12 protein-coding genes and 1 pseudogene are annotated in these 14333 nt (G+C 38.4%); 3 read left to right on the top strand and 10 right to left on the bottom strand.

What is annotated here, in order from left to right; all coding sequences use genetic code 11:
• Positions 1-21: 21 nt before the first annotated feature.
• The gene (locus AC5JL8_RS20185; RefSeq protein WP_495881458.1) at positions 22-585 is read right to left on the bottom strand and encodes a class I SAM-dependent methyltransferase; all 564 of its coding nucleotides are present in this window, start codon (positions 583-585) and stop codon (positions 22-24) included.
• 69 nt (positions 586-654) lie between these two features.
• Positions 655-1926 carry a lipopolysaccharide biosynthesis protein gene (locus AC5JL8_RS20180; protein ID WP_495881457.1) on the bottom strand — a complete coding sequence of 424 codons (1272 nt, stop codon included), beginning with the start codon at positions 1924-1926 and terminating at the stop codon, positions 655-657.
• A gap of 176 nt (positions 1927-2102) precedes the next feature.
• Between AC5JL8_RS20180 and AC5JL8_RS20175 the strand changes: the two genes are divergently transcribed.
• A complete protein-coding gene (locus AC5JL8_RS20175; protein ID WP_495881682.1) occupies positions 2103-2669 on the top strand; it encodes a Uma2 family endonuclease in 567 nt (188 codons plus the stop codon).
• 300 nt (positions 2670-2969) lie between these two features.
• On the opposite strand, the gene vapB is transcribed toward AC5JL8_RS20175, so the two are convergent.
• Positions 2970-3206, bottom strand: coding sequence for a type II toxin-antitoxin system VapB family antitoxin (gene vapB, locus AC5JL8_RS20170; RefSeq protein WP_495881456.1), 237 nt, complete (start codon positions 3204-3206; stop codon positions 2970-2972).
• 99 nt (positions 3207-3305) lie between these two features.
• Here vapB and AC5JL8_RS20165 point away from each other — a divergent pair.
• Positions 3306-3515 (top strand): annotated as a pseudogene (locus AC5JL8_RS20165) (Uma2 family endonuclease); the annotation flags it as partial.
• A gap of 2 nt (positions 3516-3517) precedes the next feature.
• Here the strand turns inward: AC5JL8_RS20165 and AC5JL8_RS20160 are convergent.
• The 7 genes from AC5JL8_RS20160 to AC5JL8_RS20130 form a co-directional block, all read right to left on the bottom strand.
• A complete protein-coding gene (locus tag AC5JL8_RS20160; RefSeq protein WP_495881455.1) occupies positions 3518-4339 on the bottom strand; it encodes a Uma2 family endonuclease in 822 nt (273 codons plus the stop codon).
• A gap of 34 nt (positions 4340-4373) precedes the next feature.
• On the bottom strand, positions 4374-5210 hold the full coding sequence (locus AC5JL8_RS20155) for an ABC transporter permease (RefSeq protein WP_495881454.1): 837 nt from the start codon (positions 5208-5210) through the stop codon (positions 4374-4376).
• A complete protein-coding gene (locus AC5JL8_RS20150) occupies positions 5207-6172 on the bottom strand; it encodes a GDP-mannose 4,6-dehydratase (protein WP_495881453.1) in 966 nt (321 codons plus the stop codon). Before AC5JL8_RS20150 ends, AC5JL8_RS20155 begins: the two co-directional genes overlap by 4 nt.
• Before the next feature lie 181 nt (positions 6173-6353).
• Entirely contained in the window at positions 6354-6515 is a 162-nt protein-coding gene (locus tag AC5JL8_RS20145; protein WP_495881452.1) for a hypothetical protein, read from the bottom strand.
• A 60-nt stretch (positions 6516-6575) separates the two neighbouring features.
• Positions 6576-6764 carry a hypothetical protein gene (locus AC5JL8_RS20140; protein ID WP_495881451.1) on the bottom strand — a complete coding sequence of 63 codons (189 nt, stop codon included), beginning with the start codon at positions 6762-6764 and terminating at the stop codon, positions 6576-6578.
• Positions 6765-7739: 975 nt separating this feature from the next.
• A complete protein-coding gene (locus AC5JL8_RS20135; RefSeq protein ID WP_495881450.1) occupies positions 7740-8165 on the bottom strand; it encodes a hypothetical protein in 426 nt (141 codons plus the stop codon).
• Between the two features lie 370 nt (positions 8166-8535).
• Positions 8536-9975 carry a glycosyltransferase family 4 protein gene (locus AC5JL8_RS20130; protein ID WP_495881449.1) on the bottom strand — a complete coding sequence of 480 codons (1440 nt, stop codon included), beginning with the start codon at positions 9973-9975 and terminating at the stop codon, positions 8536-8538.
• Between the two features lie 2006 nt (positions 9976-11981).
• Here AC5JL8_RS20130 and AC5JL8_RS20125 point away from each other — a divergent pair.
• The gene (locus tag AC5JL8_RS20125) at positions 11982-14189 is read left to right on the top strand and encodes a GumC family protein (protein ID WP_495881448.1); all 2208 of its coding nucleotides are present in this window, start codon (positions 11982-11984) and stop codon (positions 14187-14189) included.
• The last annotated feature ends 144 nt before the right edge of the window (positions 14190-14333 follow it).

Raw genomic sequence — 14333 nt, 5'->3', positions numbered from 1 at the left:
ATTAAATGCTCAAGAATAGCTTTATTTAATAGCCTCTAACTCAAAAAAAAGATACCAAGCTGGAAACATCCAAGCCCATCTTTGCTCATAAGTTTTAGGAAATTTGTTAGCTAATCTACTTAAAATAGAACGGTTAAACCTACCACCTTGAAATTGTAGATGACGATATCTAATTCGGTATCTAGCTTTTGAGTAATATGACAAATTATGGCTATTAGAGAAATAATCAAAAGAGAAATAACTTAAATGCCATTTATGAGTTGGGTCTATGTATGAGTTAGCACAAGAAAAATGAGGTGTAGTTATCTTAAGTACTCCATCCGGCTTGAGAATGCGATGGAATTCCTCTAAAGCATTCGGAATACTTCCTAGATGTTCTATAACATCCAAACATTCAATTTCAGAAAAGGTTGAATCATTAAACGGATAAGGAGTTTTTTCTAAATTCCAAACTACATCAGGATTTACTGCTGAGGATATATCTAATCTAACTAAATCGTTTTGTGGTGGTTTGAGACCGCAACCAACGGATAATACAGTCATGGCTCTATCTGTTACTACTGAAGTTATATAATCAATTGACATTTAAAAAATCAAAAAAATTGTTTTATAAGAGCTTTTTCTACGAAAATAAATTTTGATATCTCTGCTATTTTAAATGCCATTGTAACTTTTTAAACCTCTATATGTAAGCATTGCATTGACTAAAAATGGAGAAAGATTTGATAACAAACTCAACCAAATAACTCCTTGAATTGTTGAGATATTTAAAATCATTAGCAAAATAGCTTGCAAAACTAATCTCATTGGTATTTCAATCCAAATAAACTCAATCCAAGCTTTGGAAAAATTTAGAGAAGACATGATACCGACAAAAGAATTTACTACTGTTAAAATAACCATCAGTACTAATTCATTTTTAAGGTGCTGATACTTTCCTCCAAGAATCCAAAGTATTTCACTAGGAAAAATTACTGATAAAAAAATTAATAGTAAACTAAATCCAAAAAATATGCTTAATATTTGTAAATAACGTTTAGTTAACAGTTTGGCTGACTGACAACGAGAAAAACTCGGTAAAATAATTGCAGTCATCACCGAATTAATTAGTGTAAAAATAATACTTATTCGTCCTAAAGCACCTATTTCCGCTATGCTTTTTGTATTACCAAATATGGTAATAATAAAAATACTTAGTTGCCCTTGAAAACAAAAGAAAATAGTAGAAGGTAGTGTATTTTTAATAGTTTTTAGTATAAAACTTTTATCTTCATTATTGAAAGGCGAGTGCATATCAATGTTTTCGCTAACCCAACCCCCTAAAACAAAACGCTGTAATCCTGATACGAGAGATGTAGATGCAATTGCTACTCCGGCATTCCAAAAAGTTAAGTAACCTAAGCCGAGAAATACGATCCTAAAAAATGCAGAAAACAAATCTAATTTCTGCATTTTATTAATTTGAGAATGTAAGCGAGGCACTACTATTAAAACATCAGATGTTAGCTGAAAATTTAATCCGGCTAAAACTACAATAGATATTAAAATTGCATAAATTTTTGAAGCACCATTGTGAATTAGCATCCAAATTAAAATAGGCGTAACTATAGTAACTGAAATAGCTGCTAAAGAGTATCGCAACCGCATTGCAGTATTTATTAACTGACCAAAACGGTAGCGATCTTGCCAAACCTTTCCTCCAATTGCAGATAGACTTGTACCAATGCCTATATCAGCCAGCAAATTCATTGTTGCCTGCATTGTATTAGCAATAGTGAAATAGGCATATTGTTGCTGATCTAGTGTCCGAACTAACAAAATTCCGCTTACTAGCCCCAAAGCTTGAACTACAATTTGAATAGAAACAAATTTGCTTAGTATCTTCAACCAATGGACAAAATTAGACGGTAAAAAAGATAAGTACATTTAGTTGCTGAGTTTAACTAAATTAAGAAATTTCATAACATAGTTTGGTCGTCACATGACCCTGTTGCTAATGACGGAAAGCATTTAAGATAGTAGATTAGATTTTAAAAATATTTGCAATTGTTAAATTTGTTTTCCTTAATCAATAGGTCGGCAATATGTTTCAGTCAATGGCAATGATGCCTGTTGTCCTCAATTTAGAGAATGTAGAACTAACAGATGAGCAATTTTACCGCCTGTGTCACGCAAACCGTGACTTACAGCTTGAGCGAACCGCTAAGGGAGAATTAGTGATTATGCCACCAGTTAGAGGAAGTAGCGGAAATCAAGAAGCAAGTTTGATCGGTCTATTGTGGTTATGGAACCAGCAAACAGGATTAGGTAAAGTTTTTAGTTCTTCCACAATTTTTAAACTCCCTGGTGGTGGTGACCGATCTCCTGATGTAGCTTGGATAAAATTAGATCGTTGGGAAGCACTCACCACAGAAGAACAAGAAAAATTCCCACCCATTTGTCCTGATTTTGTCATTGAATTAAGGTCACGCACAGATACCCTCAAACCCCTGCAAGAGAAAATGCAAGAATATCTCAACAGTGGTTTGCGTTTAGGTTGGCTAATTAATCATCAAGATGAGCAGGTAGAAATTTACCGTCCTAATCAAGCAGTAGAAATAGTTGCGTTTCCAGTAAATTTATCTGGTGAAGATGTCCTACCTGGATTTGGATTAAATTTACCTATCTAATACTAAAGCGCGATCGCATCGTGTAAGAGGTTGTTTGAAAAGTGGTTGGCTGTGATTTTAGACACTCGTTGATCCCCCCTAGCCCCCCTTAAAAAGGGGGGAATTAGAATCAAAGTCCCCCTTGAAAAGGGGGATTTAGGGGGGTCAAAAACGTTTTGCTACCAACAAGAGGACTTTTAAAACATCCTCTAAGGCTTTCTACAAAAATGTCAACTAAAGTATTTGAATCTGTCACAATGATATTGTGTTTTGTTTAAATTGACTACCAAATTAATGTATGGGTGTCTAAAAGAAAATTCATCACTCACCCATCCAAAATTCATCTGGTAAAGGCTCATTAAAATCGTCACTAATACAACCCATACCTTCATGCAATCCAGCAACGCGCCGCTTTTTTCGGTTCTGACTAAGTTGGGATTGGGCGTTTTTCTGGGCTAGAAATTCCACAAAATTTACCACCATCTGTTGTTGTTCTGGTGGTAGAGTTTGAAGTTGGGCAATTAATGTCTCAGTTATATTTAGTGTTTGGGAAGTCATCGCAACTGTCCAGATTAGCTCCTCCTGTATTCTAGAGCAATTCCAAAAAGCCTAAATGGAGTTTTTTATTCACGGAATGGGGAATAGGGAATGAGCGATCGCTCTCCTGATGTAGCTTGGATAAAATTAGACCGTTGGGAAGCACTCACCACAGAAGAACAAGAAAAATTCCCTCCTATTTGTCCTGATTTTGTCATCGAATTAATGTCACGCACAGATGCGCTCAAACCCTTGCAAGAAAAAATGCAGGAATATCTCAACAGTGGTTTGCGTTTAGGTTGGCTAATTAATCCTCAAGATGAGCAGGTAGCTCAAATCTCTTCTGGATTAATGCCCATTGCTCTTAACCGTTCCGCTAAACGTTCTGCACGTTGGCGTTCCTGTTCTGCTCGTTCCTCTAAAGTAGGAATCCAATTACCTAAAACATCATACCAACGTAGCCATAACCCCTCTGTTTGCTGATAGCTTCCTTGCCAAACCCCTAACCCTAATTCCAACTCCTCAAACCAAAATCTTTGATCGGGAACTTCCACAGCCTGATATTGTGTTGCTACTAATTGAAAAACTCGCAACTGATTTTGATAGCGGTCAAACACAATATAGTAAGGGATTCGCAAATTTTGCTCGTACACTTGCCATTTTGTCGGTGGCTTGTTTGCATCCCTTAAAGTTTGCCCCAAATCTTCTGCTTCTGTACCCGGCGACAAAAGTTCAACCACTAAAAATGGAGCCATTCCCTCCTGCCAAACAACATAGCTCAGGCGCATTTCCTGTTGCTGTTGAGCGCGAGATACACCCAAAACCAAAAACCAATCTGGTCGCTTATGCCACAGCCGATGGCGAGCATCGTAATAGAGGTTTAAATCTGTGCCAATGAACATCTCCCCAGTTGGGTAGTTTAGGGGTTGGCAGGTTTCTCGTAATAATTGGGGTTGGAAGTCGTGGAATTCGTCGGGCAAACCAGGCTCCTCTGGATCTTCACTAGGAAGATCATACATGGTGGGCATAGTTTCCCAAGGTGGACGGGGATGCATCTCCTCTGGTACATCCAGATCCTCCAAGTCTTCGCTAGGAAGATCGTACATAGTAGGCAGGACTTCGCTAGGCGGACGGGGCGGATCAGTCTGGTACATGGCAGTAATAACGCAGCCTACAAAATTAATATATCTAAATTACATCTGCAAAAGTCCGTTCCATCTTGCGAAAATGCCAAATCCCAGTCACAAACATTAAAAATACCAGTGCTAAAGACAGAACAAATCCAGGTAAATATAAATTCGACTCACCTCCCAAAATTGCCCGACGGAAACCATCGATTACCCCTACCATTGGGTTCAACGAGTAGAGGAACCGCCATTTTTCAGGCACAATGGTGCTACTAAATCCTACTGGTGAAATGTAAAGACCAAATTGCACAATAAACGGCACAATATAACGAAAATCTTGATACTTCACATTTAACGAAGCCAGCCATAAACCTGCTCCTATTGAAGCAGCAAAGGCGATCGCAATAAATATAGGCAATATCAAAATTCGCCAATTGGGGACAAAGTTATACCAAGCCATTAACGCCAACAAAATTATGCCAGAGACTAAAAAGTCTACAAAGCTGACTACTACTGCACTTGTCGGCACTACTAAGCGAGGAAAGTAGACTTTTGAAATTAAATTGGCGTTGCTAATTAAACTATTGCTGCACTCTGACAGTGAATTTGCAAAGAACTGCCAGGGCAACATCGCAGAGAAAACTAGAATTGGATAAGGCGCACCTTGGGAAGGTAACTTTGCCAACTGCCCAAACACAACTGTAAACACTACCATCGTTAAAAATGGTGGAATTAGTGCCCAAGCAATGCCTATGGCTGTTTGCTTGTAGCGCACCAAAATGTCTCGCCACGCCAGGAAGTAAAATAATTCTCGATAGCGCCACAAATCTTTCCAATACTGCCGTTCTGTACGTCCGGCTTCAATTACTAGATCCGGCTGGGAAATGCTGTCTTTCATTGTGCTGATTTAGCCAACCTTGCTTTGACCATCATTTGCACCACATCTTTGGTTTTATATTGTGCCTGCCATCCCAGCTGAACCTTTGCTTTAGCTGGATTACCTCTACCCACTGCCAAATCTGTAGGTCGCAGTAGACTACGATCTGTAACGACATGATCGCGCCAATCTAAATTTACAGATGCAAAAGCTGCTGCTACAAAATCTTCTAATGAACTGCTTTCTCCTGTAGCAATTACATAATCATCAGGCTGCTGTTGTTGCAGCATTAAATACATCGCCTCAACATATTCTGGGGCCCAACCCCAGTCACGCTGAATCTGCATATTTCCTAAATAAAGCTGTTCAGAACTACCTTGAGCGATGCGACAAGCAGCAGCAACAATTTTTTGAGTCACAAATCTTTCTGGTCGCAAGGGAGATTCATGATTAAACAAAATTCCCGAACAGGCAAATAAACCGTAAGCTTCACGGTAGTTAGCGACTTCCCAAAAAGCAGTGGCTTTAGCAACCGCATAAGGGCTTCTAGGGCGAAATGGCGTTGTTTCTTCGGCTGCGGTTTCGCCAGTATCGCCAAAACACTCACTAGAACCAGCATTGTAGAATTTAATCGGCACACCTAAAAAGCGAATAGCTTCTAGTAAATTGAGAGTGCCAGTAGCTATGCTTTCTAAAGTTTCTACTGGTTGCCCAAAGGATAGGCCTACTGAACTCTGTCCTGCCAAGTTGTAAATTTCATCCGGCTGGATTTTAGTCAATACCTGCAACACGCTGCGAAAGTCAGTCACAGCCATTGACTCTAGTTTCACTTGGTCTCGGATACCTAAGTGAACCAAATTTTGGAAAGAGGAAATCTGAGCATCCCGCGAAGTACCGCAGACGGTATAACCTTGATTGAGAAGCAATTGTGCTAGGTAGGCTCCATCCTGTCCCGATATTCCACAAATAAGTGCTTTCTTCATCAACTATCCTCAGCTAATCTCCTAATAACTTAAAAAGCGATCGCACCTTTAGCCTCAAAACTTAGATGCGATCGCTATTTATTGCATAGTTACAGTTATTTTTGGGTAAATAACTGTAACTATGCATAATTGAGGGGTTCGCAAGAGAATTATTTCTAGCAATCTCCCTATTTCCCTATGCTCAATACGAGGTCGCACTAGTCTTTATGGCGTTGCTTATTTGCGGGATGTAGCAACACCAGAAAACTTCTCCCCCTGCTACCCCAGCTTGCCCCAATTCATCCCACTGTTCTGCAACGCCGTCTTTATCAGGACTTACGCACCAATAAAGTAATTTCGTCATTGCGACCGTAGGGAAGCAATCCCAAAGCCTTGATTTTCGTTGCGAGTGCGTAAGTCCTATTTATGTAGGTATCGGCGAATTTACTTTGCGAGTAACTCGCTTGCGATCGCGCCGACGCACGCCCCCAGCCATCTGATATTCATCGCTATTTTTACCGAACTTACAAGCTACACCAATTAGCATTCGCTCCGATAACTCAGAAAGGGCTTGCTCTTTGTCTGAAACCGTATTACGTGTCTGATCAAGCATTGACAGAGCTGTATTGTATGCTTCTAACTGAAGGCGTGTATCTTAAATTACACTCCGAAAATAATTCAACTGTTAGCCCGTTTCCTAGATCTAACGTCGCATCAATTGCCTTCAAAGCAGCTATCCGGCGCTCGGCTTTTTCTAGAATTACAGAACTGCGTTTCGGTCTTGACATAATGTATTTATGTTTTAAACGATACACATAAATTAACCTAGTCCTTACCTCCACGAAACCAGTGTTAACTGGGAACAAAGTCTCATCAAATTTTCGGAATAATTGAGTAAATTCCCTAATTTACATTGATTTACACTCATTTAGCGGGAAAATCTACTTGTGAAAGAAATACCTAACGGTTTCTAACTGCCAAGGCAAATAATAAATTAGACTTTTCAAACAACCTCTTAAACTTACAAATACGTTGAGCATTTCAATAAATGCTTATCCAAAATCAAATTTCATTTAAACAAAACTTACAAACACGTTGAGCATTTCAATAAACGCTTATCCAAAATCAAATTTCATTTAAATAAAACTTACAAACACGTTGAGCATTTATTGAAATGCTTATGCAAAATCAAATTTCATTTAAATAAAACTTATGAATGCTTGAGGCAAATCAAATTTCACTTAAGCAAAACTTATGAATAGATTGATCATTTCAACAAATGCTGTGTTTTTTGGAAACATTCTACGCTTGCAATAAATTTTTGCCTGCTCACTAGGGGCGTTGAAATATGTCATTTTGCGCGAAACGCAGATATTTAAGTTTTTCGCTTCGCTCAGAACGACACATTACATAACTGATTCAAGCTGAGTATGATGCGAGCATTAGTACAGTACGGCGGAAATAAACATACCATTTCAAATGGCGCAAGAGCTTGGAATACAATTCTTTTGACTTTTGACTTTTGACTTCCGCTTTGCGGTACTAGTGCATCCTGATAAATTTTGCATTTTCTTAAATTCACAATTTTTTAGTTGATAAATTTAAAATCTTGCAGGCTTCTGTAACCAATCATCCGGGAGTGCCTGCTAGTGAACTCCCCCACTGAGGGGTTCCTATGAGGATTAATTACTCCGGTTGCCTGTTGCCAAAGTTCTGCTGGTGCTAGTGACAATTCATAAACAGATTCACGCTTACATACGTGATACCACTTAGTTTCTTGGCACTCATCACACCAGAAAGACTCCAACCATTCACCCTCTAAGGGAACCGCGGTCTTGGCTGCCACTAACATTAAGGCATCGCGCCGATTCATTCCTCTTTGTTGAAGTTGTCCTGCCCGTTCAGCAAACAACCCAAATTTTTGACTCGTACTATTGATGTAGCAACCATGTACCGGACAGTATATAGCTCGCCGCTTAGAACGTTTCCGATTTCGGTCACACCTTCTCTGCACTTCGACCCTCCGCATCACTAAACATAAAACAGATCACAAGAAGGTTGCGTTGGAGGGACTGAGATCATAAAGACCATCAAAGCCCAACTCCTAAATCAACGGTTTATTCAGTTTGACCAGTAAAAACTTATGAACCAGTGCAAGTTCTAGGGAACATGCTTCACTAACTCTTATACCTAAGCAAGTATACATAGACTTGCTTGTTGAGAGTCTGCATTTGTCAGATTGCAAAGCAGAACTTCTAGAGCTAGGCGCTCCTAAATGGTAGACGCACTATGTTTATATAGCCGCAAATTACAATTGTCAAGACCAAAGTGAAGATAGATTAATACGGATTCGGTAATTTTGTACGTGATATTACTTAAAATCCTTAAGAAGCGGCCTGACGCAAAACTCTCAAATATTGTTTAGCTATGATTTCTGGCGTAAAATGCGACTGCAAATACTTACGAGATGCCACACCCATGTGTTCTGCTAGTTCTTGGTCTTTATTCAGTAGGCGAATAAATTCAGCTAGCCCGTAACTGTCTCCATTCTCAAAACTAGCGCCACATTGAGCATCTTTAAGTAGCTGTCTCAAGTAAGAATATTCCGAACAAACCACTGCTACTGGTCGCCCTGTAGCTAAAGCTGGATAAAGCTTGCTAGGAGCAACTAAACTTTCCATGCCAGCTTCTACGCTGACTAAAGATAAGTCGCAAGCTGTCAAAGAATATGGCAGCACTTGTTTGTCTTGGTAAGGTAGAAAAAGGAAATTTTCTAGTCCTAATCGATTTACCTCCTGGATAAAACTTTGTTGTTTAGGCCCACCGCCAATACAGACAAACTGAATTGGCTCATCTTGCAGATGTTTCGCAGCCTCTAAAATGGTGTCCATATCATGGCAACGGCCCATGTTACCAGAATAGAGTACGGTAAATTTGTTAACTAAGTTGTGTTCTTTAGCAAACCAGTTATCTTTTTTTACAATTGGTACGATCAAATCCGGGTCTCCCCAACTGTGAATTACGGAAACTTTATCTGCTACTTCAGGACAATTTGCTACCACTCGCTGCTTCATAGCAGGACTCAGAACCACGATTCCTCGCGCATTCTGCCAAATTTTTCTGTTAACCGCTTGCCAGAATCCACCCAGCCAATGATTCTTGGGGATCACTCCAAGAGCGATCGCAATATCTGGGTAAATGTCGTAAATTAAACACACGTAAGAAAGCCCAAAAAACAGATGGGCTAAGTACCCTATAATCGGTAAAAACGGGGGTGCTGAAGTCAGTAAAAATACATCGTGGCGACGGCAACATCTGATCAGATGCAGAACGGCACGCAATGTAAACAAGACACCATTGATAGCTTTACCACGAAGCCGCCGTGACCAGAGTTGGGCAGCGCGCGATCGTTGAATTCTGACTCGGCCTACTTGTTCTACTGCTGGAGCATTGGATGTCCCAAACGCATACCCTGGTTGACCTGTAAAAACCTCAATGTTTACCCCTTGTTGACTTAAGTGTTTCACCAATTCTTCAATCAACTGCCCCGTGGCTGCATAGTCTGGAGGGAAAAACTCGGTAATTACAGATAAATTTAACGGCTGGACAAACCTGGTTTCATTCGTTCCTAAAGACTGACGTGGAGTAATAGGAGGAAATGCAAATGCGGGAAAATTCTTTGCTTTACCGCTTCTTGTGTTATCAAAATTAACCTTCTCATTTGACAACAACTCCCTATCATTTTGGATGAATTGATGATTTTGAGAAGATTTGCTGCTAGAGTTCGTTGGCAACGACTTTTTCAGCCATTCACTGAATGCCATTGGCTATATTATCCTTTGAAAGATTTTTAGACGTAGAGATAAACTTTTCAGCGATAATTTAGGCACAAAAATTGCCTTTATCGCCCAATACGTTCAATTCAGTTCCTTTATAGTCGATGTTTGAGTAAATGAGTATAAAAACCAGATTTTCTTGGTTTTTTTTGTTTATTTTTGTAATATTTTCTCAAATATCTGATTTTTATAAGTCTTTTTAGGGACAGGAACCCTATGTAAACTTTGCTTTTTTCTTCCTCTTTAATTACTTTCAAAAGAGGAAAAGGCAAATATTTGCATTATCAAACATATCCAAGTTTTACAATCTATTGGGTCAAAAGCCTGATAAATTACAAAACCTAATGTTTAATTTTTTTTGTAATTTTAGTAATAAATGATGCTAAACATCAAATCTGCTGGCAGAAGCATCATACTATCACAACTACATATTTAAAGCCCGTAATACAGACATGATAAGCAAATAGCATCAACCATAGTAGTAAAGCGTTACTTGTGGTTTACGTAATTTGGCGGCTATCTTAGCATACTAGTTATATTTGTGTAACCAGTATGCATGAAAAAAATAACGGATTATTCCAGGTTTTCACAAAGGCTAAGGTTTCTAAAAGTTGAAACAAAAATTATTGGATATACCTAAACTGCTAACATCCGCAGATGTGAGCATCTACGACTTTAATCAAATAAACCTGTTGTAGTACTCAGGTTAGCTCATTAAATAGTCTCATCCTCAAGTTAGGCATTGTTTGTGTATAGAAAGCTTATATACCTTTGCCAGCAAAACAGCTAAACCTAAGAGTTATAACATGATTAACTCATTAATTGCCACTTACTCAGCAGTTAATTATTTTTGCTCTTGTTTTAGCTATTAGCATTTAATACTTGATAATGCCTGACTTATTACACGCGCCAAGCTGTTAAATGCTTATATATTCGTGTTATTAACTCAAAAAGTATGCAAAAACAACTTAATATTTAAAAAAATTATTGCTGAAAATGAGCTAGGCTATTTAACAAATCTGGGGAAACCAGAGGATTAATGAAACATTCTAAGTAGAAGGCAGTCATAACAAAACGAGTTTCAAAGCCAAGCATGAAAATGTTCTAGGGACTGGGGAGGCTGGGGGAGCAGGGAAGACAAGGGGAGAGATCAGAACTCATACCAAGTTGCAATCAAAAGTAGCAACTGTCATTGCGAGCGAAACAAAGTGGAGCGAAGCAATCTCCGCTAACGAAAGATTACTACAACAGAACGCAACTTGGTATCAGCACTAAAAACTCAGCACTTTCAAGTCAGTCGGCACTCGATTGTCCACTTCTTTTTATAAGTAATTATTCGTAATTTATATATTTCAATAAGTAAAATTATTACAAGTTTACTTGACTTTTTGTTAAACAAAGCTTAATGCTGAAGAATGTAACAGATTTTATACTTTAATTTGTGAATTATACTCAGGCTTACTTAGAGAAGCCAGAATATACTTGCCTGGGTATAATACCGTTTATCCTACTTAAAATGCATAATTGCATCCCAAAACAATTGACCAAGCCACTAAAGGTTCCATGAAGATGATACTGATTAACCCCAACCATGTTTTGTTGCGGTAGACAATCAAGCTTGACAAAAGACATAGTATTAATGCTAAATTCTCTCACATCCTCTAAAGCAGTGACTTGTAACGCTATGCGGAATTTTACATTCAAAAATCTTTGATATTGGGCTTTAGAGCTAGTTTTAGATGTCTCGCTATTTTTAGCTTAGTGCATTAATTACCGTCACGGCCTATAACAGTTATAGAAATTCTCAACCTTTTGGAAATAGTTGCGGGAGAGCAAATCAACCCAAACTAAAAAATTTATCATACTACATTTGATTAAGTTAAGTATTTAATTGTTCACCTTCCACAACTTAATTAGTAGGACAATCGAATGTCAAATATGACTAAAAGTTGTGATGTCAAACCATACCCAGGCTTATTACCCAATACAAATTAATGATGGAGAATCATTTTACTAAAATCTCAAGTTACGAACAGAATGGAAGTAGTGGAGGCACAACACTTCCATCTCAAAATTTTTCCTGGTTTGCAAAGGAAGAGCAGGATTGGGACTTAAAACAATTCCTGGCTGTGATCAAGCGGCGGGCTTTAGTCATGGTAGGAGTAACTAGCGTTGTGATGAGTTTTGTTTCCTACTCAACGCTACAGCAAAAACCAGTCTACCAAAGTAGTTTTCAGCTTTTAGTAGAGTCTGTCAATGATGATAATAATTTAGGAAAAGTTACTACAGACGCTAACTTCAACACTAAAGCAAGTTTAGATTATGAAAGCCAAATTCAGGTTCTTAGGAGTCCTGAGTTAATGGCAGGCATTGTGAAGCAACTGCAAAGTTATTATCCAGGGATCAACTATAATTATCTCATTCAAAATTTATTAATTCGTCGTTTAGGTACAACTAAAATTATAGAAGTTACCTATAGAAGTAATGATCCAAATCAAATAAAAGTAGTATTAGATTTGATTGCTAAATATTACTTAAATTACAGTCTAGAGAAACGGCAAACCAAGCTGCGGCAAGGAGTTCAGTTTGTTGAGAAACAACTGCCATCTATTAAAAATAGAGTGGATCAGCTGCAAAAAGAGCTACAAATTTTTAGACAAAAGTATAATTTTATTAGTCCTGACACTCAAGGAGAACAAATCCAGTCTCAACTTCAAACATTGTCTAATCAAAGAATAGCAATTGATCAGCAATTAGCGTTAGTTCGCTCCAATTATAAAATTATGGAGGGGAAAGAAGGAGAGCTTGTAGCGCTAAATTCTTCACCTATGTATCAACAATTAGTTACTCAGTTGCGACAACTAGAAGTTCAAATATCTAGTGAATTAACTCGTTTCCAACCAGAGAACCCGGCTATTCAAACATTGAATGATAAAAAACAAAATCTGTTACCATTAATACAACAAGAAGCGCAGCGTGTTTTAGGAATAAAATTTGCTGAAATTACAACTCAAATGCAGAGTTTAGAAGTTCAAAGCCAAGAGCTTTCTAAAGCAGAAGTGCAACTGGATCGACAAGCTAAACTCTTACCAGTGTTATCAAGAAAATATACCGAACTCCAGCGAGATTTGCAAATTGCGACTGAGAGTCTGAATCGTTTTTTAGCTACTCGTGAAACTCTGCAAATTCAGGTAGCTCAAACAGAACTTCCTTGGGAGTTAATCCAAGGAGCTTTTCAGCCCGAATACCCGATATCTCCTAATATCACACGTAGTTTGCTTTTGGGATTTGTTGCTAGCTCTATCTTAGGTATCGGCATTAGCTTACTCTTAGAAAAACTAGACAATACCTACCATAGTGTCGCGGAGTTAAAAGAAAATATCAAATTACCGATACTAGGAATTTTACCTTTAGACAAAAAAGTCCAACTGAGCCGTAATCTCAATCTCGAACAAAAGTCTCCTAAACAAAAAGTACCTGCTAAGTTGCTTCAGGGAGTTTCTAGTTCTGTTGAGAATTTACAACGACAATCTGCAAGCGATCGCTACTACAGGCAAGGAAAATTTTGGGAATCTTTACAGATGTTGTATACGAATATACAACTACTTAATTCCGATCACCCTATTAACTCTTTAATTATTAGTTCAGCACTGCCAGGAGATGGCAAATCTACTGTTGCATTTCAACTAGCTCAAATAGCCACAGCAATGGGGAAACGAGTATTACTTGTAGATGCTGATTTACGCCGACCCCAGATTCACTACTTATCAGATTTAAATAACCTGTGGGGTTTGAGTAGTTTAATTTCTACAAATATGCCACCTGAGCAGGTTATTCGGAAAATGCCAACGATGAGCAATTTATCTATAATTACTTCAGGGCCTGTACCACCTGACCCTGCAAGGTTGCTTTCGTCAGACAAGATGAAGCACTTGATGGCATACTTCCATAGAACCTTTGACTTAGTAATTTATGATGTTCCCCCAATGGTGGGATTAGTTGATGCGAGAATGTTAGCACCCTACACTGATGGCATGGTGCTTGTAGTGAGATTAGACAAAACAGATAAATCGGGGTTGATGCAGGCTCAAGATAGTTTAAAAATTTCTCCAATCAATGTTTTAGGCATCGTTGCCAATGGAGATCAGACTCAGTACAAAGCCTACAAAAACTACTATACTTACGCGAGTAGTCGGTCATGAAAATGGGCATGGGGCATGAGGCATTGGGTATCTATATAGGATTCCTATTTGATTTTTGAAAAAATACCGTACACTTCAGCTTTTTTTCTTTCCTGTTCCCCGTTCCCTGTTCCCCTTCGGGTGAATCCTACGGATATGCTATGC

It is taken from the genome of Mojavia sp. (genome assembly GCF_059505145.1).
Note: the sequence above shows the minus strand (reverse complement) of the source record. Positions and strands in the feature narration are given on the sequence as shown.